The sequence below is a fragment of the Pedobacter sp. GR22-10 genome (assembly GCF_026239715.1).
Classification (GTDB): domain Bacteria; phylum Bacteroidota; class Bacteroidia; order Sphingobacteriales; family Sphingobacteriaceae; genus Pedobacter.
On sequence record NZ_JAPIVR010000004.1, the window covers coordinates 52,418 to 74,438 of the forward strand.

Annotated in this window: 20 protein-coding genes; 5 read left to right on the forward strand and 15 right to left on the reverse strand. The window is 37.3% G+C overall.

The genetic code is table 11. The features are described from left to right. Positions 1–45: 45 nt before the first annotated feature. The 14 genes from murI to ubiE form a co-directional block, all read right to left on the reverse strand. The gene (murI, locus tag OQX64_RS16880) at positions 46–864 is read right to left on the reverse strand and encodes a glutamate racemase (RefSeq protein WP_265819665.1); all 819 of its coding nucleotides are present in this window, start codon (positions 862–864) and stop codon (positions 46–48) included. Positions 865–1,084: 220 nt separating this feature from the next. Beyond that, a complete protein-coding gene (locus OQX64_RS16885) occupies positions 1,085–1,663 on the reverse strand; it encodes an OmpH family outer membrane protein (RefSeq protein ID WP_088303249.1) in 579 nt (192 codons plus the stop codon). 61 nt (positions 1,664–1,724) lie between these two features. Further along, entirely contained in the window at positions 1,725–2,255 is a 531-nt protein-coding gene (locus OQX64_RS16890) for an OmpH family outer membrane protein (RefSeq protein WP_088303250.1), read from the reverse strand. Between the two features lie 252 nt (positions 2,256–2,507). Beyond that, positions 2,508–3,482 carry a hypothetical protein gene (locus OQX64_RS16895; RefSeq protein WP_265819666.1) on the reverse strand — a complete coding sequence of 325 codons (975 nt, stop codon included), beginning with the start codon at positions 3,480–3,482 and terminating at the stop codon, positions 2,508–2,510. 265 nt (positions 3,483–3,747) lie between these two features. Then, complete coding sequence (gene bamA, locus OQX64_RS16900; RefSeq protein ID WP_088303259.1) at positions 3,748–6,315, reverse strand: outer membrane protein assembly factor BamA; 2,568 nt, start codon at positions 6,313–6,315, stop codon at positions 3,748–3,750. A gap of 148 nt (positions 6,316–6,463) precedes the next feature. Then, positions 6,464–7,204 carry an isoprenyl transferase gene (locus OQX64_RS16905; protein WP_088303252.1) on the reverse strand — a complete coding sequence of 247 codons (741 nt, stop codon included), beginning with the start codon at positions 7,202–7,204 and terminating at the stop codon, positions 6,464–6,466. 19 nt (positions 7,205–7,223) lie between these two features. After that, complete coding sequence (locus tag OQX64_RS16910; RefSeq protein ID WP_088303253.1) at positions 7,224–8,030, reverse strand: DUF6089 family protein; 807 nt, start codon at positions 8,028–8,030, stop codon at positions 7,224–7,226. A gap of 2 nt (positions 8,031–8,032) precedes the next feature. Continuing rightward, entirely contained in the window at positions 8,033–8,914 is an 882-nt protein-coding gene (locus tag OQX64_RS16915) for an NAD kinase (protein ID WP_088303260.1), read from the reverse strand. A gap of 9 nt (positions 8,915–8,923) precedes the next feature. Next, positions 8,924–9,586, reverse strand: coding sequence for a CBS domain-containing protein (locus OQX64_RS16920; protein WP_265819667.1), 663 nt, complete (start codon positions 9,584–9,586; stop codon positions 8,924–8,926). Beyond that, positions 9,586–10,350, reverse strand: a complete 765-nt coding sequence (locus OQX64_RS16925) for an alpha/beta fold hydrolase (protein WP_088303255.1) — start codon at positions 10,348–10,350, stop codon at positions 9,586–9,588. The genes OQX64_RS16920 and OQX64_RS16925 overlap by 1 nt, the downstream gene beginning before the upstream one ends. Positions 10,351–10,520: 170 nt before the next feature. Next, a complete protein-coding gene (locus OQX64_RS16930; protein ID WP_088303256.1) occupies positions 10,521–10,967 on the reverse strand; it encodes a GatB/YqeY domain-containing protein in 447 nt (148 codons plus the stop codon). A 60-nt stretch (positions 10,968–11,027) separates the two neighbouring features. Next, positions 11,028–11,792: an SDR family oxidoreductase gene (locus tag OQX64_RS16935; protein WP_265819668.1), complete on the reverse strand. Its 765-nt coding sequence runs from the start codon at positions 11,790–11,792 to the stop codon at positions 11,028–11,030. 96 nt (positions 11,793–11,888) lie between these two features. Beyond that, complete coding sequence (locus OQX64_RS16940; protein ID WP_265819669.1) at positions 11,889–12,686, reverse strand: outer membrane beta-barrel protein; 798 nt, start codon at positions 12,684–12,686, stop codon at positions 11,889–11,891. Next, positions 12,683–13,414 carry a bifunctional demethylmenaquinone methyltransferase/2-methoxy-6-polyprenyl-1,4-benzoquinol methylase UbiE gene (gene ubiE / locus OQX64_RS16945; protein ID WP_265819670.1) on the reverse strand — a complete coding sequence of 244 codons (732 nt, stop codon included), beginning with the start codon at positions 13,412–13,414 and terminating at the stop codon, positions 12,683–12,685. Before ubiE ends, OQX64_RS16940 begins: the two co-directional genes overlap by 4 nt. Positions 13,415–13,582: 168 nt before the next feature. On the opposite strand from ubiE, the gene yihA reads away from it, so the two are divergent. The 5 genes from yihA (at position 13,583) to OQX64_RS16970 (ending at position 20,467) form a co-directional block, all read left to right on the forward strand. Beyond that, positions 13,583–14,206, forward strand: a complete 624-nt coding sequence (gene yihA, locus OQX64_RS16950; RefSeq protein ID WP_088299372.1) for a ribosome biogenesis GTP-binding protein YihA/YsxC — start codon at positions 13,583–13,585, stop codon at positions 14,204–14,206. Between the two features lie 75 nt (positions 14,207–14,281). Continuing rightward, on the forward strand, positions 14,282–15,139 hold the full coding sequence (locus tag OQX64_RS16955; RefSeq protein WP_265819671.1) for a UbiA-like polyprenyltransferase: 858 nt from the start codon (positions 14,282–14,284) through the stop codon (positions 15,137–15,139). Between the two features lie 174 nt (positions 15,140–15,313). Beyond that, the gene (locus tag OQX64_RS16960; protein WP_265819918.1) at positions 15,314–17,020 is read left to right on the forward strand and encodes a M3 family oligoendopeptidase; all 1,707 of its coding nucleotides are present in this window, start codon (positions 15,314–15,316) and stop codon (positions 17,018–17,020) included. A gap of 90 nt (positions 17,021–17,110) precedes the next feature. Continuing rightward, the gene (locus OQX64_RS16965) at positions 17,111–17,827 is read left to right on the forward strand and encodes a hypothetical protein (protein WP_088299369.1); all 717 of its coding nucleotides are present in this window, start codon (positions 17,111–17,113) and stop codon (positions 17,825–17,827) included. Positions 17,828–18,046: 219 nt separating this feature from the next. Next, positions 18,047–20,467: a TonB-dependent receptor gene (locus OQX64_RS16970; protein WP_265819672.1), complete on the forward strand. Its 2,421-nt coding sequence runs from the start codon at positions 18,047–18,049 to the stop codon at positions 20,465–20,467. 88 nt (positions 20,468–20,555) lie between these two features. Here the strand turns inward: OQX64_RS16970 and OQX64_RS16975 are convergent, their stop codons facing one another. Further along, a complete protein-coding gene (locus OQX64_RS16975; protein ID WP_088299367.1) occupies positions 20,556–21,779 on the reverse strand; it encodes an MFS transporter in 1,224 nt (407 codons plus the stop codon). Positions 21,780–22,021 lie beyond the last annotated feature (242 nt).

The window sequence follows — 22,021 nt, forward strand, 5'->3', positions numbered from 1 at the left end:
GAACCTCCTGATCCAATACACCTACCCCTTTAACCAAGTTAACGCTCACGCCATTTTCTCTGATTTCAACGCTTCTCCAAAGAAAACCGAAGCATGTTCATCAAAAGCTGAAGGATCTCCGCTGGTGTAAAAAGATTTCTTTCCGGCTCTTGCTAGTTTTGCCTCAATCTCCGGATGTCTTTCCAAATAATCAACTAAACTATTAGCAACAATTTCTCCTTGCGTTAAAATGTTTATGGTTTCCGGCAATGTATTTTTCAGTTTTGGCAACAACAAAGGATAGTGTGTGCAAGCCAGTAAAACACAATCAATACCTGCAGATTGATCCATTAGCAGCCGGCAATATTCCTGAACAAAAAAATCAGCACCTGTTTGCAAATGTTCATTGTTTTCAATTAATGGCACCCACATCGGGCAGCTTTGCTGAAACACTTTAATATCGGGAAAGAACTTATTAATTTCCAACAGATAGGATTGCGAGTTGACCGTTCCGCGGGTTCCCATTACGCCTACCTGTTTGTGCTGCGTGAATTGGTCAATTACTTCCGCTGTCGGCCTGATTACCCCTAAAACCCTTCTATCCGGGTACTTTGCGGGCAAGTCTTTCTGTTGTATCGTCCTGAGTGCTTTCGCAGAAGCGGTATTACAAGCCAGAATCACCAGTTGGCAACCCCGGGCAAAAAGCCATTCCACACATTCTAAAGTATATTTGTAAATGGTATCAAAAGAATGGTCTCCATAAGGAGAGCGGGCATTATCACCCAGATAGATGTAATCATATTCCGGCAACTGATCTGCTATAGATCTGAATACGGTTAATCCGCCATAACCAGAATCGAAAATACCTATGGGTGATGTTTGCATTGCTTCGGCAAGTTAAATATTGAAATGTGGTAAAGTTAACTGAAAATTGGTTAAAACGCTGAGAAGGTTTAGCACCGCCTGAATAGCATCTCCTTAGTCTTTTAACTTTGCAACATTAAAATGCTTCAAGTACAAAAAAGCGGAACTAAGTTAAACTTAATTCCGCTTGTATTTTTTAAATCATGAAGGAAATCCTCAGTTCCTAATGCTTTACTCAGTACTATTTTTTAGGCGCAGGTGCTTTAGTAGCAGTAGCTGAAATACCTAACTTAGTTTTAACTGAAGCAGTGATATCATCACCACCTTCCCAGAAAACAAGGTTATTACCACCCTGACCGTTTGCAATGTCAAAAACATAAGCTAAACCTTTTTCTTTAGCTACAGCAGAAATGGCTGTTGCAACTTTAGCCTGGATAGGCTGGAACAATTCACCTTGTTTAGCACCGATATCCTGTGACGCTTTTGTACGTGCATCAGTAATGCGTTTTTCTAAATCCTGTAATTCCTGTCCCATCGTTTGTAATTGCTTACCTACGGCTTCCTTATTTGCCTCACTTAAGGTTTTTTCTAAGCTCTGGGCACTGGTCATTTTTGTCTGATATTCTTTGATCATCGCATCAATATCAGTTTGTTTTTGTTTGCCTAATGTTTCTAAAGTAGTTTGAGCCGCTTTAGCTTCGGGAAGGTTTGCAAAAACCTCTTCTGAATTAATGTGACCTAATTTTTGTTGCGCACTTGCCATATTCACTGTAAACACTAATCCTGCTGCTACAAAGAATACGTTAATTAACTTTCTCATCTTTCTATTTTACTTTTTTTATTTTTTCTAATTGTTTCTCAGAATTCAAGGGGCGAATATACTAATTATTTGCACTTCCTGGTTTGTAACCTAATTTTACAACAACATCATTACTAAGATCGTAGCTGCTGCTGGCATAAATCATCATGGTAGCTTCACTGCTCTTGTCAAAAATGAAATCGAGATATTTTGCTTTTGCAATTTGTTTAATGGCATCAGCTACCTTATCCTGTATAGGTTTCAGTAATTTTGCCCGGCTTTGGAAAAGTTCGCCATCCGGTCCGAATTTCTGACGCTGAAATTCCTTTGCCTGTTTTTCCTTTTCGATAATTTCATTTTCGCGGCGCTTGCGCATATCGTCAGTAAGTAAAACCTGGTCTGCCTGATAAGCCTTGTACATCCGGTCAATTTCAGAAAAATTCTGATCAACCTGTTGCTGCCATTGTTTGGATGCCACTTCCAGTTGGCTTAATGCAGATTTATACTCAGGCATTTGCTTTAAAATGTATTCTGTATCTACATATGCAAACTTCTGTGCAAAGGCACCAAAAGATGTACAAAGTAAAAATGCGACTAAAAGATATTTTTTCATTGTGTGTAAATTTGTTTTCAAAGGTAAGTGAAGCAACTATGATTTCAAAAGCCAATAAATTTATATGAACTCATCACCCTTTTCTTATTAGCTAAAGATTTTATTTAATCAGTTTAAGTTCTATTTAAACCCCGACTGACTTATTTTATTACCTGAAACATAATCAGTACAAAGATACTATGAAATAATAAAAGCCCAAGTAAACTTGAGCTTTTAACCTTTTTTAACAAAAAATTTATTCAGGATAACCTATTAGAAGTTTTTAATAAAACTTTCCTGAGGATTTTGTGGAGCTTTTCTCCATTCATATGTTGCGTTAAGAGTGTTTATAACTGGTGTGATACCAGATGAACCATCGGAAAAAGTATTTCTACATTCAGAAATTAGACTTTGACCACCTGTATCAAAACTTCTTGTAAAAATTCCGTAGTGAGTAATAGTATAACTTCCATAAATTCTTGAATAATACATAGGATCTTCTCTCCAACTCCTACTTCCAAAAGCACCACCTTTTCTGTATGCTTCACCTATTAAAGATACCCCACATGAAGAACTAAATGTATAGTTTTCTGCCCAAGCAAATATTTTCACTCTTTCTGGTCTGCCATTGTCGTATTCATTAGAATAATTTACTTGTGTACCACCACTTAGTACAGCTAAAGTACCAGGTTTTTTTAATCCACTTGATAACGACATTACACTCAAGTTTCTACCGTCAGACTTTACATTTAAGGATCCACTAACAATAATTTTTTCTATTACTTTTGAAGTATCAGTTCTAAATGTAGAGTTTTGTCCATTTGCTTTTAAATCTTTATAAACATCAAAATCAGCATTTTTGATGGTATATTCTCTATCTGCAAAAATAAAATAAATTTTATCACCAATATTTATTGCACCATCCTTATTTAATAATCTTCTAATTACAGGATCTTTAACATCGGCAATCCTATTTTCATTTAGCGTATCTTTTGCTAAGGATTGATAATTTAAGGAAGATAATTCTGCATCTACATCCTTCAATGAAATAGCATTGTAATGCTTTATCACTGTGTTAAAGTTTTCTTGAGATTTAAAAGATAGCATCCCATTTTTAACTAAAGTTTCCGATTCAATAGAATTGTCAGATAAACTTTGCTTTGAATCTTTTTTACAGGATGCTATCGTACCTAATAACATGCCTGACATAATGAAGCTAAGGACTGTGTTTTTTGTTTTTCTTGTCATAAAAATCTTTTTAAATTTATTACACAATTATACAAATAATAATACAAAATAAATAAAATAAATAATTACAATTAAAAATACATAAAACACTTTATTTTGCATTATAAATAATACAAAATAAAGCATTAAAACAAATGTAATTTTCCCAAGAACAACTATATCTTTAATTATAAAAGTCGATTTTAAGTGGAGGTATCGAAAATTATAAATAAAAAAAAGGGATATACTATTGCATATCCCTTCTTTCAAATGAAAAATCTATATTTTAAAAACCACCCAATTGTTGAGCAATACTAAATGTAAAATTCTGACGTCCAAAATTACCATCTCTACTATTGATAATTTTATCAAATCCATGACCATAGTCAATTCCTAATAACCCAAATATTGGTAAGAAAATTCTGGCACCAATACCTGCAGATCTTCTTACGTTAAACGGATTGAAATCACCAAACCTGTTCCAGGTATTACCACCCTCTGCGAAAGCCAGTACGAAAGCGGTTGCCTGCTGACTTGAAATAACAGGATAACGAAGTTCTAAAACATATTTAGTGTAAATCGGACTTCCGGAAGTTTGAGCCGTATTTATAGCATTAGGATTTATATCTACCGGCACTACAGCATTGTTTGCATAACCACGCATGGCAATAATTTCAGAACCTTGTAAGAAATCAAATCCCTGCATACCATCACCACCCAATTTAAAACGCTCGAATGCTGATTGACCAACTGCTTTATTATATTGACCTAAGAAACCAAACTGTGCCTGTGCTTTAACAACCAAGTTTCCGGCAATACGCTGATACCATTGAGAGTCAAATTTCCACTTGTGGTATTCCGTAAAACGGTATTTATCTTTATCAGATGCGGTAGCATAATTCGTTTTGTTAAATAATGAATACGGAGGTGTTGCCTGAATGGTAAATCGAATAAAAGATCCTGATTTCGGGAAAATTGGTGAATCTCTCGAATCACGGCTAATTTCCTGAGACAAATTAATATTATAAGATGTTCCTGTTGAGAATAAAAAACCTGTATAGTTATTTAAAATATATTGCTGCAAGCTCACTGCATGACTCAATTGGAAATAGTTATCCGGCCAGTTTAATCTTCTCCCTAAACTTACGGTTACTCCATTTAAACGAATACGTCTATCTAAAGGACTACTTTCTGTTGCTGAACTATATGGAACATATTGCAATGAGGTAAATGCACTTACACCAAAACTTACCGGTTTCTCGCCACCGAACCAGGGTTGAGAGAATGAGAAACTATAAGACTGGTAATACTTACCATTGGTTTGTCCACGTAAGCTTAATTTCTGTCCGTCACCTTTTGGCAAAGGTTTATAGGCTTTTAAATTAAATAAGTTTCTTAAAGAGAAATTGTTAAAAGTTAAGCCCAATGTACCGATGATCCGGCCACCACCAAAACCACCTGACAATTCAATCTGATCTGAAGGTTTTTCTTCCACTGCATATTCAATATCTACTGTACCATCTGCAGGGTTAGGGCGAGGTGTAGGTACCGTTTTAGATTCGTCAAAGTTGCCCAACTGTCCAATCTCACGAATAGTACGAATTAAATCACTCTTATTAAATTTCTGCCCGGGCTTGGTACGGATTTCCCGCAAAACCACTTTATCATTGGTAATGGTATTCCCCTTTAAGGTAATTCTGTTGTTTACATATTGAGGACCTTCATACATGCGCATTTCCACATCTACGGTATCACCATAAATTTTGGTTTGTACCGGATCGATGTTGAATGTCAGGTATCCATTATCAGTATACATACTGTTGATATCTCCGCCATTTTCGCCACCACCGTTCAGTTTTTTATTTAGTCGTTCCTCACTAAAAACGTCACCTTTCTCAATGGTTAATACTTTACTTAAAATACTGTCAGGATAAATGGCATTACCTGCCCAGGTAATATTTCCGAAGTAATATTTCTTGCCTTCGTAAATATCCATCTTAATGTTAACCTTCTTTTTATTGTGCTGATAAATGCTATCTTTCAAAAGGGTTGCATCACGGTAACCTTTCTCCTGCAATTTAGCAATCATCTTCACTTTATTCTCTTCATATTTCTCTTTAGAAAATTTCCCTGAACCCCAGAAACGCCACCAGGCAAATTGCTTAGGGTTCTTTAAAAATTTTCTCAGCTTGGCTTCCTTAAAATCTTTATTTCCGGTAAAGTAAATGCGCTGTACTTTAACCCGGCTTCCTTTATTGATATTAGCCTCTAAAACAACACTGTTTTCGGCATTAGGATCTTTACGGGTTTTATAATCAATGGCGGTAAAAAAGTAGCCCTTATCCAGCATATACTTTTTAATGATCGTTGAGGTGGTGTTATATAAGTTATCATTAACGATTTTACCTGTTTTATCATTTAACTTTTCCTGAATGGCTGTTCTTTGAGATTTGCTGATGCCCTTTAAATCAATGGAACTTAAGCGGGGACGTTCCACTACTTCGATTTCAAAATAAACAGAGTCCTGAACAAACTTCTCAATATTAATCTTCACATCATCAAACAATCCCTGTGCCCAAAGCGTTTTAATTGCATCGGAGGTTGCCTCACCCGGAAGCACCACCTTATCGCCTTTTGTTAATTTGGATAGCGTAATCAAAACATCTTTATCCAAATACTGCGTACCTGTTACGGTTGTACCGCCGATAATGTATTCTTTGGGACTGAAATAATCGAGATCCAAGCCTCCAACCTTCAAAGATGGGGTTACCGGTGCCTGACCTTGCGGACGTATTTGAGCAAATGCCGGAGCGGCTAAAACTAGTAGGATTAAAACTTGAAATATTCTTTTCATTAAAATAATTTGTTCAGTAATGGCCACGAAGGTACACGTTTTATAAAGTAAATCACTTTATTTAGTTTCGCTTTTGATGGTTACATTTATCGTATAAAAGTGGCGCTAAGTTAGTTTAAACGCTTGTTAAAAAGTGTTAAAAGAAAAATTAGTTTAATTGTTCACTAATTTTGCCGAAGCGGCGCTCGCGTTTTTGATAGTCTACTATCGCTTCAAAAAGATCTTCACGTCTGAAATCAGGCCAGAGCACATCGGTAAAGTAAAACTCCGTGTAAGCCATTTGCCAAAGTAAATAATTACTGATGCGGTGTTCTCCGCTGGTCCTGATCATTAATTCGGGATCAGGCATATTAACCGTAGTTAACTTTGAGGAGAATAAATTTTCATCAATATCCTCAATAGAAATGGTATTGTTTTTCACAGCCTCAGCAATTTGCTTGGCCGCATCTAAAATCTCCCATTTTGCGCTGTAACTTAACGCAAGTGTTAAAGTACATTTCTGATTATGCGCAGTTTTAGCCATGGCTTCATGCAAATCATTAATGCATTGTTGCGGCAATGATGAAATGTTACCAATGGCGTTTAACCTAATATTGTTCTTATTGAGTGTTTCAGTTTCGTTATTGATGGTAGAAATCAGGATTTGCATCAATGCATCAACCTCTTCCTTTGGCCTGTTCCAGTTTTCTGTAGAAAAAGCATAGAGCGTTAAGTATTCAATACCTACATCTACGCAACCTTCTACAATATCTTTTACAGAAAGTACCCCCTGCTCGTGACCAAACACGCGTACTTTACCCTGGCCTTTTGCCCATCTTCCATTACCATCCATGATCACGGCAATGTGCTTTGGCAGGCGGCTATAGTCTATTTGTTCTTTAAATCCCATTAATTATGTCAAAATCAGCTTAAAACGAATAGCATTTTGAGGATACAAAGGTAAAAGATATGCCAACACTAACAAATAGATAAGTATCCCTTTTTCTAAAATCTCCTCTTTGGGTACCTGGAATTCCAATCTGACCGATAGATGGATCAGATAAATTTAAACCAGGACTTCCTACTCTGGTATTGTTTTGAAGTTCTAAACTTGGATATTTTCCGCTCACATCATCAATATAATCCGTCATAGGTGTTCTGTACCCGATTTCCGAAAAAATACTCCAGGTATCTTTATAATTGTATCTTAAGCCTACACCATATGGAATAGTGAGGGCAATATTACTGTAGGCATTTTCCTGTCCTTCAGTAGCCATCCGATCCAAGCGGTATTTTTCTCCGCCATACTTGATTGTAGGTTTGAACATCACTACACCGGCACCTGCAAAAATATAAGGTGAAAACAACCTGTTGCCACCGCCCAGTTTAAAATTAAATAAGTTAAAATCTAAGATGGCGCTTAATTCATTTAAACTTGTTTTGAAACTTAGATTTCTCTCCCTAAACTGTGCATTATCAGATTCTGAATCTTTGGCCTGAATCTGCCCGTAGCTATAATTCAAACGCACCCCTAAATATGAATTGAAATTTTTCTTTCCGAATATTCCTGCAGAAAGACCACTTATTTTAAGGGGATTATTCTGATTTAAATCACCCATGTAGCCTGCACCTCCTGCCATAACCCCGAGTTCCCAGTTTCCTCCCTCCTGCCCACGTGACACCTGCGTGCTGAAAGCAAAAAAAAGAAAAATCAAAAGGAGTTTGTTTGGCGTCATATTTAATAGTTACGGGTATCAATTCCCCATAATAATTTATTTCTTAACGTATTCAGGTAAGTCTCATTATGAAGCCGGATCAGATTCAGGCAAAAATCTGCCTTTTTAATGGAAATTTTAACAGATCGTTCTACCGTAACGGTTCTGCTGTCGCAGGAAACCAGAAACTTGGATTCACGCGCTTCTACTTCAAAAGATAATTTATGGGCATCAGGCAGCACCACCGGCCTTACATTCAGGTTATGTGGCGCAATTGGAGTTACTACAAAATTTCTGGAATCCGGATAAATGATCGGTCCGCCACAGCTTAGTGAATAGGCGGTAGAACCCGTAGGTGTAGCAATAATTAACCCGTCAGCCCAATAAGAATTGATAAACTCATCATTCATGGAAGCATGAATAATCATCATGGCAGAATTATCACGGCGGTGAATGGTAATATCGTTCAGCGCAAAATTTTCTTCGCCAAACAATTTATTATCTGATTCTAAAACCAGCAGTGAGCGGCAATCTAAGCTGTATTCTCCATGAATAACAGCTTTTAATGCAGATTCGATTTCATTTTTATTGATGCTGGCGAGAAAACCCAACCTCCCGAAATTAATTCCAATCACCGGGATGTTGGAATTTCTGATCAAGGAAAGTGTATCCAGCAATGTGCCGTCGCCACCTAAACTGATTAAGATATCAGCCCGTTCTTTAAGCTCTGCATGGTTATGAAAAATAACGGTGTTTTTCGGCAAATTAATCTTACCATGAAGCGATGTTTTAAATTTGGAATATAACACCGGCTGAACATCATAGTTAGCCAAATGATTAAAAACCTCCTGAACATAGGGCAAAACTGTATCATTAAAGTCTCTCCCGTAAATGGCTATCCTCATCATTGGTTTTTAAACATTTAAATAGTTCATGAAAGAATCAAACCGTTCCTGAGATCCATCATCAACCTGGGTGTTGTTATACACTTCTTTTACCTGATAATCGTAGCGTTCAAAAGCGGCTACTAAAGAAGTAAGTTCTGTTTTATTGATTTTTAAAGTTATTTCAAGGCGTGTAGAATCCGCAAAGGAATTGACATAAGAAGATAAAATCTGGGCATTGTCTGCTTCTACAATCTGAGCGATATGCGCCAGAGAATTGTCTCGGTTACCAATTTCCAGGACGATTATTCCGCCAGGTTCATTTACAGCGTATTGACCGGCCACAGCATCTACCATTTCATGAATGGAAATTAAACCCAGGTAATTCTTTTGCTGATCAACCACCGGAACCGCGCTGATGTGCAACTGGCTGAGTAACCTGATCACATCGTAAGTATGCGTATCATTAAGGACAAAAATACTGAGCAAATGAACAGATGCATCATTTAAAGAAGTATCATGATCATGAATATTAAGTAAATCATCCTCCGAAACCAACCCCACAAGCACACCATCATGTACTACCGGCAAGTGCTTTAATTTAAAATCGTTTAAGCGATCTAAAGCCTTTTGCACCGAGTCGTCGATGTTCAGTGTCGGGATGTCATTCGATATGATTTCTTCAGCAAACATTATTTAAGTAATATCCTGTCTAAGAATTTTTCTAAGTAATTGTTAAATATTTCGGGTTGCTCCATCATGGGTGCATGACCACATTGATCTACCCAGTTAAGTTCCGAGTTTGGCAATAATTCATGAAATTCCTTTGCCACTTCCGGGGGGGTAACCTTATCATTTTTACCCCAGATTAAGGAAACCGGAATGGTAATTTTTGATAATTCCTTCGCCATATTATGGCGGATAGCTGATTTTGCCATCGTTAAAATCCGGATCACCCTTGATCTGTCGTTAACGGTTTTAAACACATCATCAACAAGTTCTTTGGTTGCTGTAGCCGGATCGTAGAAGGTAAACTCTACTTTCTCCTTAATATAATCATAGCTTTCACGGCGTGGAAAAGAACCGCCAAAAGCATTTTCGTACAAACCTGAACTTCCCGTCAGCACTAATGCCTTTACAAATTCCTGATGTGCAACGGTAAACACCAGGCCTACATGTCCACCCAGCGAATTGCCGACCAGCACTACCTGATTTAATGATTTAAATTTTAAAAAACGGTGAACGTACCTCGACAGGGCTTTAACGCCCAAGGTTAAAATGGGCAGGTCATATATCGGAAGAATGGGAATAATGACATGATAGCGGTCTTTAAATCGTTCTATCACCAATTCCCAGTTGCTCAGTTCACCCATCAGGCCGTGTAGCAATACCAGTGTCTGGCCCTTTCCAGCTTCAATATATTTAAATCCTTCTTCTTCTATTACCTGGTATGTCATATGTATTTTAGATGGTATTGTGCACTAAGTTAGTAGAGTAAAATTAAATTTCCGCATTTCTATGCCATTTTTCTGAAATAAAACAGAAAACGGTACAAAAACACGGTTATTGAAGCGGAAAGCGACTTCGATTGGCGTTTACGAACTTTCTACCTTTAAATCTTTTGTCCTTAAGCCAGTTTTTCTTTAACAATTTCAGCAATTAGTTTCCCATCTGCTTTACCGGCAAGTGCCTGGTTAGCCGGCCCCATTACCTTACCCATATCTTTAACTGATGTTGCGCCAGATTGTTTGATTACTTCATCAATAATCACTGCAACCTCTTCCCTGCTTAACTGCTTTGGCAAAAACTGGCTAATCACTGCAATTTCTTCTTCTTCCACCTGATATAAATCGGCTCTGTTCTGTGATTTATAAATATCAGCAGATTCACGGCGCTGTTTAATCAGTTTCTGAAGAATTTTTAATTCAGCTTCTTCTGTCATATCCTCTGAAGATCCTTTCTCTGTTCTGGCCAAAAGTAAAGCCGCTTTTATTGCCCTTAAGCCTCTTAGCTGTGCCTGATCTTTAGCCAGCATGGCTTTCTTCATTTCCTGATTTATAGTGTCTGATATCATATTTTATTTTTTTAAAGGTGAGGTGATTATCTGGTAAGTTGTGCTATCTCAAATCCCCGACTATCCATTCTTTCTATCTATAATCGTAGCCGTGGCCTGAACCGTTGGCATAATTAACATATCATTAATATTTACATGTTTTGGCCGGCTCACTACATACCAAATGGCATCAGCGATATCATCGGCAACAAGTGGTTCCAGGTTTTCATAAACCTTCTTTGCCCGGTCTTCATCTCCTTTAAAACGCACTACAGAAAATTCAGTTTCGACCATACCCGGATTAATTTCAGTTACCTTAATACCATGAGGTAAAAGATCTATCCGCATGCCTTTACTTAACGCATCAACAGCATGTTTGGTAGCACAATAAACATTTCCATTTGGATATACCTCTTTGCCGGCAATTGAACCAATATTGACAATATGACCAGCATGTTGAGGTATCATCCAGTTAGATACAATTTTTGTAACGTACAATAATCCTTTTACATTGGTATCAATCATGGTATCCCAATCACTGGTACTGCCCTGGTCAATCGGGTCTAAACCCTGACTTAAACCAGCGTTGTTAATCAGGATGTCTACTTTTTTCCAGTCGGCAGGTAATGCTTCCAGCGCAGCGGATAAATGCGCTTTATCTCTGACATCTGCCAAAACCTGCATAATTTCTATTCCGTATTGGTTGTTAAGTTGTTTTGCAACTTTCGCCAGACGATCTTCACGGCGGGCCAGTAGAATTAACTGATAACCTTGCTGAGCGAATGTACGTGCGCAAGCCTCGCCAATGCCAGATGTTGCGCCTGTAATTAAAACAATTTTAGACATGTTTGTGATTTTTTAAGTCATGATAAACCCCCGACCCAAAACTAAGGCTGATGATTTACCTCCGCTGGCAAAGGTAAGTTTTTTTGAATTGTACGGCTATTGAAAAATTAAACTGAACGTTAATTGACGCAATTTCAACTTATCTATCGGATTGGCAAATGCCGTATTATCATGTTGAAGAATATCATTTGTAGAATACGATAATTTAATTTCCGGAGACATTTTAAAATATTCGAAATACAAATCGAAGCCAATGCCAGTTTCGTAAGAGAGGTAATTGCGCTGATTTTTCAACAATTTATTGATGGCCGCTTCACCTTCATCTAAAGTTTTTTTCTTTGATGCAATATCAATAGAATACTTTGCGCCACCTAACCAGTAAGCACGAAAGTTATTTAGGCGGTTTGATTTCACTTTTATTCCGAGTGGAAATTCAAACATGGTTGCCTGCACTTTCTTATCTACCAGGGTTTCAAAATTTTTCATTTGTCCATTTCCCAAAGGAATTGATTCCTTTGGTTCATATTCATAGCTCACGATACGGTCGCTAAAAATTAAGGAAGGTGTTGCTCTAAGATCAAAGTTTTCAGAAATGTTTCTATTGATCACAAAACCTAATCCGAAGCCCTGAGCAGGTTTACTGGAAATGGCATTGAGTTGGCTTGTTACAGGTAAACCTGTGGTGGAGTCATACGAGACGCCAAAAGAATCCGGCAACTCATAAAATGGTGATTTCCAGTTTTCCTTTTTAAGAATTTTATATTCAGCAGAAATATATTGAAAGTTAAACCCAAAGCTCCAGTCTTCATTGTCAATGCCTCCACCCCAATTCTGGGCGAATGCCGTACTTGATCCAATAAATAAGGAAAGAATGAGGCTTAATTTTTTTATCATTTAGTTCCGACGTAAATTGAACTTATTCCGAACGTTAAAATCCTTTGTTTGGTATTTTTAAAACCAACTCTTTCCATTAGGGCAGTAAAATCATTACCATCCGGAAAGGCTGCTACAGATTCTGGTAAATAGGTGTAGGCCCTAGCATCTTTTGAAAATAATTTTCCAAAAAATGGTGTAACATGTAAAAAATAAAAATTGTATAGCTGTTTTACCGGAAACACCCTCGGTTTGGAAAACTCCAGAATGACCATTTTCCCACCTGGTTTTAATACACGATACATATCGGCCAAACCTTTCTCCAGATTTTCGAAGTTCCGCACGCCATAAGCACAGGTAATGGCATCAAAGGTATCTGCTTCAAAATGCAGGCCTTCCGAATCACCAACCTGAACCGAAAATATTTCACTTAAGCTACGTTGGTTGATTTTTTTGCGGGCCACTTCCAGCATGCCTTCAGATATATCTACACCGACCACTTTTTCAGGATGCAGTTTCTTGATGGCTTCGAATGCAAAATCACCTGTGCCGGTAGCCACATCCAGTAAATTTCTTGGCTGAATAGACACCAGTTCCTTAATGGCCTTCTTGCGCCAGAGTACATCTATACCTAAAGAAAGAAAATGGTTTAAAAAATCGTATGTACCTGAAATGTTATTAAACATGGTTGCAACCTGCTCTTTTTTAGTTGCATCTGTAACCTGGTATGGAGTGATGTTCTGATTCATGATAAGTAGCAAATATAGGGAAAAAGTCGGGAGTCTTTAGTCAAGAGTCTAATGTCTGGGTTGCAATAATCAATACACCATTTAAAGTTTACATTTCTACCAGACTAATCATTTTCGACTTTAGACTTTGAACTTCGGACTTCGGACTCAAAACCCTACCTTTGTCTTATGGTTATCAAAACGGCAACATTTGTTTGCAGCAACACCCAGATTTCGGCTTTACCGGCACCATTAATGCCTGAATATGCTTTTATTGGCCGGTCTAATGTCGGTAAATCCTCTTTAATTAATATGTTAGTGAATCAGCATGGCCTAGCGAAAACTTCGCAGCGCCCAGGCAAAACACAACTTATTAATCACTTTTTAATTAATGAGAAGTGGTACATCGTCGATCTTCCGGGCTACGGTTATGCAAAAGTTTCAAAAACGAGCAGAGAGAAATGGGAGAAATTTATCCGCGCCTACATCACCAAAAGAGAAAGTCTGCAATGTGTTTTTGTTTTGATTGACAGCCGTTTAGAACCACAACAGATTGACATTGAATTTTGCTACTGGTTAGGTGAAAAGCAAATTCCATTTTCGCTGATATTTACCAAAGCCGATAAACAAGGTATGACAACTACACAGAAAAATGTAGCTGCATTTAAGAAAAAATTAGGCGAATTTTTTGAGGAAATTCCGGCGACGTTCATCACCTCAGCTGAAAAGGGAAATGGAAAAGATGACGTGCTTAAATTTATCGGTGAGGTAAATCATGATTTTGTCGTTCCAACAGAATATAAGAAATTTTAAATTATTTAGTTTATGGTCAATAGTTTAATCCTGGAAAGCCATTAACTATGAGCCATTGACTATCATCTTTAAAACATGAAAAAATACTTTTCTCTCGTATTATTCGCTCACTCCGTTTTTGCATTACCTTTTGCCATGATTGGCTTTTTTCTCGGTGTAACCACCACTGAAAATCCTTTCGAATGGCATAAACTGATTTTAGTTTTACTGTGTATGGTATTTGCCAGGAATGCAGCCATGGCATTTAACCGCTACCTGGACCGGGATATTGATGCCAAAAACCCACGTACGCAAATGCGTGATATTCCTTCCGGAAAGGTATCAGCTAATGAAGCACTCATCTTTGTAATCATCAACTGTATATTATTTGCAGCTGCCACCTATTTCATCAACCCGCTCTGCCTCTATTTATCGCCCGTTGCCCTCTTCGTGGTATTGTTTTACAGCTATACCAAAAGGTTTACCGCACTGTGCCACCTGGTACTCGGACTTGGCCTTGCGCTTGCCCCTATTGGTGCCTACATTGCCGTAACAGGGCATTTTGCTTTGGTACCTGTTTTATATTCTTTAACCGTACTTTTCTGGGTAAGTGGATTTGATATTATTTATGCCTTACAGGACGAGGATTTTGATCGTGAAGAAAAATTACACTCCATCCCATCCGCACTTGGCATAAAAAATGCACTGAATGTATCGGTTTTACTGCATGTATTTTCAGCAGCCTGCGTTATCCTGCCAGTTTTTTTTACTGAATTTAGCTGGGTATATTACATCGGGATTCTGTTTTTCTGCTCCATGCTGGTATATCAGCATTTGCTGGTTAAACCAAATGATATTAGTAAAGTAAACAGGGCATTTCAAACCTTAAATGGATACGCTTCAGTGGTATTTGCGCTCTGTTTTTTAATCGACGCCTATTTAAGACATAAATAAAAATGAGTGAGTTTGAAGAATAATTTAGAATGATTAAATGACCGAATGAGTGAGTTTTAAGAACAATTTTGGATGAGAGAGTTTTGAATGAGAGAACATTTGGCAATTTCAATATCATTCAGTCATTCTCTAACTCTCTCATTCAATCCCTCACTAATTCTCTAATTAAATATGATGATAATAGAAAAAAAAAACAGAACATATATTCCGCAGGATTTAACCATCAACTGGGAAAGCCTGGAGCCACTTTTTAAGGAACTGCAAAGCCGCGAAATCAATAACGTGGAGGAACTGGAACAATGGTTAAAAGACCGTTCAGAACTCGAAGCCGCATTGGAAGAAGATTTTGCCTGGCGATACATCAAAATGAGCTGCGATACAGCCAATGCGGAATTGGTCAAAAGCTTTCAATATTTTGCTGAAGAGATTGAGCCAAAAATTTCACCACTGGCTAACGAATTGAACAAAAAATTTGTAGAAAGTCCTTTCATGGATGACCTGGACAAGGAAAAATTCTTTGTTTACAGCAGAGCGATTAAAAAGGCTTTAGAAATTTACAGGGAAGAAAACATTGAACTGTTTACGCAGTTACAGGTAAAACAACAAAAATATCAGGGCATTACCGGTGCCATGAGTGTGGAAATTAATGGCCAGGAATATACGCTGGAGCAGGCTTCCATTTTCATCAAAGATTTAAACCGTGAGGTTCGTGAGCATGCCTGGAAAACCATTCAGCAACGTCGCTTAATTGATAAGGACGACCTGAACATTTTATTTGATGAATTAATCAAGATGAGAAACCAGGTGGCGCTAAATGCAGGTTTTGAAAACTACCGTGATTATATGTTTCAAGCTTTAGGTCGTTTTGATTATAGCCCGCAAGATTGCTATGATTTTGCCAATGCCATTGAAAAAGAAATCGTTCCGATTTTAAAAGAGCAGGCAGAGAAACGCAGGGAGGCTTTGGGATTAGAAACACTTAAACCCTGGGATGTAGAAGTCAGCATCAGTGGTAAACCAGCACTTAAACCCTTCCATAATGGCGAAGAACTGATTGATAAAAGTATTGCCTGTTTCAATGCCATTGATGAAAAGTTAGGCGTAAAACTGGCAACGATGAAAGCCAACCATCTTTTTGATGTGGAGAGCAGAAAAGGTAAGGCTCCTGGTGGTTATAATTATCCACTGGCAGAAACAGGTGCACCGTTTATCTTTATGAATTCAGCAAACTCGCTTCGCGATTTAACAACAATGGTTCATGAAGGTGGGCATGCGATTCATACTTTCTTAACGGCAAACCTGGAGTTAAATGATTTTAAACATTGCCCTTCGGAGGTTGCGGAACTGGCATCCATGAGCATGGAACTCATTTCCATGGACAACTGGAGTGTCTATTTCGATAATGAAGAAGATTTAATCCGTGCTAAAAAAGAGCAACTGGCCGATGTGCTGAAAACATTGCCCTGGGTAGCCGTAATTGATCAGTTTCAACACTGGATTTATACCAATCCTGAACATACCGCAGCAGATCGGGAAGAAACATTTAAACAAATTTACAATCGCTTCGGAGCGGGTTTTGCAGATTGGGACGGTTTAGAGCAGCAATTTGGAAACGTTTGGCAGAAACAGTTGCATTTGTTTGAAGTTCCTTTTTACTATATTGAATATGCCATTGCACAATTGGGTGCTATTGCCGTATGGAAGAACTATAAAGAAAACCCAGGCAAGGCACTTGATCAATACCTGGCTGCACTTTCTTTAGGCTACACCAAACCGATCAACGAGATTTACGAAACGGCAGGAATTAAATTTGATTTCAGCTCAGATTATGTAAAGGAACTGGCAAACTTTGTTAAAGATGAGTTAGAGAAATTAGGATAATCCATACATCCATATTTACTAAGTCGCGGCTAATCCCCGCGACTTTTCTATTTTTAGAAAAAAACATTTATGCGCATCCTTAAAACAATAATGATCATTTTAACATTTGCAACAAGCATTTGTTACGCACAGCAAAATAATACCATACAGAAATATAGCTTAACCGGTTTCATCAATAAAAAGATTCCGGTTGAATTAAATATTTCCGTTTATAATCAGCTCATTTTAGGAAATATCAGGTATTTAAATACCAGGTTGAAACAGCCAATTAAGGTTATTGGCCATGTGGAAGATCAAAATCAGTATTCGATGCATGAATTTGAAAGAGATGGAAATATTAGCGGAAGCATTTATGCCGCGCTCAAAAACAATAAACTGGAAGGCAACTGGTCGGCAACCAAATCAGATACCAGTTATAACGTCATGCTGGCGATTAAAACCAATAAAAATCTTAAGCCGGAAATATTTTCACCTCTTAAACCAGATCAGCTGGCAGGTGAATATGCTTATCAATACGGTGAAAAAGGGTATCAGGGAAACATCACCATCAAAAAAATAAGTGGTAACACCTACAGTTATGATATTGGTTCGGTTACGCATGATCCTGGAAGAAACATTGCTGATGCATCAGGAAAGGCTATTTTAAAAAATAACCAGCTGATTATACAGGTGAACAAATCCTGTACATTCAAAGTTAAATTTTACAATGGTTTTTTAATCATTTCGCAGGAAAGTCCAGGTCAATTAAACGATTGTGAATTCGGATTTAATGCCACCTTAGAAGGCATTTATCTGAAAATAAAATAGTAACCTGAATCAGTTACCTGTATCGCAGACATAGCACATTCTCTTTTCCATTAAATATCCCGACGTGATATATCCATTACAGTCATTTTACTACTAATTGTGAAAATTTGTTAATTAGGTTAAACAGTGTTAAATATCCAATTTGATCTGTTTAATGCATTAGTTTAGGTTTAAATCTTTCAGAAAGGTCATCTAAACCATTAAGCTAATCAACTAAAAATGAAACCATTTACGCTTTTTCTCATACTTTTCCTGCTATTCCAGTTTTCTTTAAAAGCCCAGGAACATACAGGTAAAATTTCAGGCATTTTAACAGATGAAATAGGAAATCCAATAGCAGCAACCATTATTCTGATCAGCATAACCGACACATCCTTTCGAAAAATGACGGTTGCTACTGAAGGAAAGTTTTCTTTGAACAATTTAAAAAGCGGAAAATACCAGATGATGCTTAAGGCAGTTGGCTATAAGGATATTATTGAAAATATAGAGATTAACCCATCGAGATTACTGGTTAGTAAGGATTTCATATTGGTTTCTATTTCCAATAATCTTGGCAGTGTTTACATTGCGGCGAAGAAACCTTTAATAGAAAGATTTAACGATAAAGTTATCATGAATGTAGAGAACAGCATCATTTCAACAGGGAACAATGCCCTGGAAATTTTAGCTAAAATACCAGGTGTTTCTGTTAATCAGGATGGTATCATCAGTGTGCTCGGAAAATCAAGTGTTCATGTTTTAATTGATGGGAAATCAACTTACTTATCTGCAGCGCAACTGGCCACCAGGTTAAAATCACTGAGCGGGAATGAATTAAAATCAATTGAACTGATGACCAGTCCGTCAGCCAGATACGATGCCTCCGGAAATGCTGGAATTATTAACATCAAACTAAAGAAAAATTCGAGCCTTGGCACCAACGGAAACATAAATTTAGGATTTGGTTATGGCAAAAATCCTAAGAGCGACGCTGGCATTTCATTCAATCACAGCAATAAAAATTTCAATATCTTCGGAAGTTACGCTAACCAAAACAACCAATACCAAGAAGATTTGAATATCACTAGAATTAGTCCTGATGGAATTTCTGACCTGTATTTTCATCAATACAATACTCAAATTCGTTCATCACACAATAATAATTATAAACTTGGCCTGGATTATTTTATAAATGAAAGGAATACGATTGGTTTCTTGACAAGTGGCTATTTTAATCATGGTCATGACAGCTCAAATGGAAAAACCAATATTGGAAAAAATTTCACGGAAACAGATTCTTCCATTGTAGCAGATAATCCATCTACGAGCAAATATCGGAACCAGGCCTATAATATCAATTATAAATCTGTAATTGATACACTTGGGCAAGAGTTTACTATAGATCTGGATTATGCAGAATATCAAAATGAAGAATGTACCGTATACAATAATTATTTTTCAGATGTAAATGGAAATCAATACAAGTCGCCTTTAACCTTCAGGAATTTAACACCGTCACATATTAAAATCAGAGCGGCTAAAATTGATTATTCATTACCGTTAAATCCTAAAACTAAATTTGATTTTGGAATAAAAAGCAGCTGGGTAGTTACAGATAATGATTTCCGTTTCGAAAACCAGGTAGCTTCACAATGGCAGAATGATCAATCCAGGAGCAATCAGTTTATATATGATGAAAATATCAATGCCGTTTATGTAAACTTTAAACATGAATTCAAATCAACTGGTATTGAACTCGGTTTGAGGGCAGAACAAACCAATTCGGAAGGCAATTCTATTAGTGAACAAAAGGTTGCTAAAAGAAGTTACCTTGATTTTTTCCCAAGTATTTCCATAAATCATTCGGTATCAGAAAATAATCAGTTAGGCTTTTCATACAGCAGGCGAATAGACAGGCCGGATTATAAATCGCTAAATCCCTTTGTTTATTTTGTTGATTTGTATACTTTTAGTCAGGGAAACCCGTTTTTGAACCCGCAGTATACCAATGCTTTTGCATTCTCTTATAACTATAAAAAAAAGCTTAATATTTCATTGGGTTACAGCATAACTGATAATTTGATCATGGATGTATTACTGCCAGATAAAGCAAAAAAAACACTTTACCAAACGGTTCAAAACCTCGACAAACAGTTTTCTTATCATTTAACCATTGGTGCTCCAACAACCATAACTCAATTCTGGAATATGGACAACACGGCTACAACTACTTATAACCAGATAAAATCAGCAAATTTAGGCGGAACAGATTATAATAGAAAGAAAGCAAATTTCACATTGAACAGCAGTCATAGTTTTACATTATCACCATCAGCTGCTGCGGAATTATCAGGTGAATTTACATCTGCCCAAATTTATGGCAGTTATGCCATTAAACCCTATTACGGACTTGATTTCGGGCTAAAGAAATCATTTCTCGCCAAAAAACTGCAGATGAAATTTGCCTTCAATGATATTTTAAACAGCAGAAAAACAAGAATAAGCAGTGCGCTATCCGGACTGAATTATAATTTAAGCCAAAAACAAGAAAGCAGAATTTTCAGGCTTAGCCTGAATTATGCTTTTGGCAACAACAGTATAACGGCGACCAGAGAAAGGGAAAAAAGTGTAGCGGATGAAGAAAACAGGATCAAATAAAAAAGTGGAGCTATATAAGCTGTAAGCTAAGCTAATTTATATATTGATTGCCACACAGATCCTCATCTACATCAGCTTACTGTATGTCTTATACCACCTCACTATTTTTATCCCGTGTTTTCATAATGACAAACATCACCATTACCGAAATTAAGATCATCACCAAATAGCTGTAACTTAAATTTCGCTCATCCTTGGCAGGGAAAAGATTAACGACACCATAACTCAGGAAGGAAACAATTACATATGTAATACCCCCTGTTAAGCCACCCGCAATCCCCGCATTTTTCGGGAACTTGCTTAAGCAAAAGGTAAAATAATTATTGAATGTATAACCGGCCCCAATATGAATGATGAAAGCGAAAAAAATCAGTGAATACAGGTTGCTGATGAATTGCAGACTGATGATCATCAAGATCACAAACAGGAGCTGCAAGGCTGCGTTAATAGCAAGTCTGCTAAAAAATGGGCGGTTAATGGTAGCCTTGCCGATAAACCCACCTACCATCCAGGCAAAACCCAAAACCAGCGAGCTGTACCCCGCAATAACCGGAGAAAACTTAAGGTCGTGTTCAATAATAAAGGGACCCGTCATATTATAAACCATCACCATACAGTACGCCAGGCCCAGCATCACAATGCCAAGGGTAAAGCTACTGGTTTTTACCATCGTGACATAGATGCCCGTTATTTTTTTCAACTGAAACTCAGTAAAATGTTTTAGTGTTTCCCCACTGAAAAGAAATTCAAGTAAAGCAAAAATAAGCGCGAAACCAGCTAAAAAGTAAAAATTTGATTCCCAGCCAAAGGCAGTTTGTAAATATCCGCCAACAAAGGGTGCAATAATTGGCCCGGTAGACCAGATGATAGAAAACAGGCTTAAATAATGCTTGAGCTGATCACCTGCAAACAAATCAACAAAATAGGCACGTTTGGCTACAACAATGCATCCAACCGTTAAACCATGGATTACCCGCATCAGATAAATCAGATAGATATTATGGGTAACGGCAATCACTATACTCGCTGCAGCAAAAATCAATAAGGCATAAAGGCAAATTTTATAACGCCCGAAACTATCCAGCACACTGCCAATAAACAATTGCGAAACACCATAACTGATCAGGAAGATACTCAAGGTTAGCTGAACCTGGATACTGCTGACGTTCATCTTGCCGGCCATAGTGGGCAGCGAGGGGATATAAATATCTGTAGCGAAACCCGAAAGTGGAATCAAAGCAAAAGCGAGCATCGTGGCTATTTTTTGATTCTTTTCTTTAATATAAGAGACATTGTGATTTACGGCTTGCATGGGTAATAAATATTATAATCAAATAAATTTTTCCTTATATAAATTGACTTGATTGGTTCAAGTTGACAAAAGTATCGTTTTAGCCCATGGATAAATTATGTCAATCAAATAAAGGATAATGTTTTTCAAATAATTGCACATTTTGACACTTTACCAATAATACCTGATTTTTGATCTCCATTTGGGTCAAAATAATGATGCTTTGAAATTTATATCCTGCTTTAAACGTTTTTAGCTGATAT

Bases quoted from the DNA above. Each gene is read 5' to 3' on its own strand.
- murI (WP_265819665.1), bottom strand. From the start codon at position 864: ATGCAAACATCACCCATAGGTATTTTCGATTCTGGTTATGGCGGATTA.
- OQX64_RS16885 (WP_088303249.1), bottom strand. From the start codon at position 1,663: ATGAGAAAGTTAATTAACGTATTCTTTGTAGCAGCAGGATTAGTGTTT.
- OQX64_RS16890 (WP_088303250.1), bottom strand. From the start codon at position 2,255: ATGAAAAAATATCTTTTAGTCGCATTTTTACTTTGTACATCTTTTGGT.
- OQX64_RS16895 (WP_265819666.1), bottom strand. From the start codon at position 3,482: ATGACAAGAAAAACAAAAAACACAGTCCTTAGCTTCATTATGTCAGGC.
- bamA (WP_088303259.1), bottom strand. From the start codon at position 6,315: ATGAAAAGAATATTTCAAGTTTTAATCCTACTAGTTTTAGCCGCTCCG.
- OQX64_RS16905 (WP_088303252.1), bottom strand. From the start codon at position 7,204: ATGGGATTTAAAGAACAAATAGACTATAGCCGCCTGCCAAAGCACATT.
- OQX64_RS16910 (WP_088303253.1), bottom strand. From the start codon at position 8,030: ATGACGCCAAACAAACTCCTTTTGATTTTTCTTTTTTTTGCTTTCAGC.
- OQX64_RS16915 (WP_088303260.1), bottom strand. From the start codon at position 8,914: ATGAGGATAGCCATTTACGGGAGAGACTTTAATGATACAGTTTTGCCC.
- OQX64_RS16920 (WP_265819667.1), bottom strand. From the start codon at position 9,586: ATGTTTGCTGAAGAAATCATATCGAATGACATCCCGACACTGAACATC.
- OQX64_RS16925 (WP_088303255.1), bottom strand. From the start codon at position 10,350: ATGACATACCAGGTAATAGAAGAAGAAGGATTTAAATATATTGAAGCT.
- OQX64_RS16930 (WP_088303256.1), bottom strand. From the start codon at position 10,967: ATGATATCAGACACTATAAATCAGGAAATGAAGAAAGCCATGCTGGCT.
- OQX64_RS16935 (WP_265819668.1), bottom strand. From the start codon at position 11,792: ATGTCTAAAATTGTTTTAATTACAGGCGCAACATCTGGCATTGGCGAG.
- OQX64_RS16940 (WP_265819669.1), bottom strand. From the start codon at position 12,686: ATGATAAAAAAATTAAGCCTCATTCTTTCCTTATTTATTGGATCAAGT.
- ubiE (WP_265819670.1), bottom strand. From the start codon at position 13,414: ATGAATCAGAACATCACTCCATACCAGGTTACAGATGCAACTAAAAAA.
- yihA (WP_088299372.1), top strand. From the start codon at position 13,583: ATGGTTATCAAAACGGCAACATTTGTTTGCAGCAACACCCAGATTTCG.
- OQX64_RS16955 (WP_265819671.1), top strand. From the start codon at position 14,282: ATGAAAAAATACTTTTCTCTCGTATTATTCGCTCACTCCGTTTTTGCA.
- OQX64_RS16960 (WP_265819918.1), top strand. From the start codon at position 15,314: ATGATAATAGAAAAAAAAAACAGAACATATATTCCGCAGGATTTAACC.
- OQX64_RS16965 (WP_088299369.1), top strand. From the start codon at position 17,111: ATGATCATTTTAACATTTGCAACAAGCATTTGTTACGCACAGCAAAAT.
- OQX64_RS16970 (WP_265819672.1), top strand. From the start codon at position 18,047: ATGAAACCATTTACGCTTTTTCTCATACTTTTCCTGCTATTCCAGTTT.
- OQX64_RS16975 (WP_088299367.1), bottom strand. From the start codon at position 21,779: ATGCAAGCCGTAAATCACAATGTCTCTTATATTAAAGAAAAGAATCAA.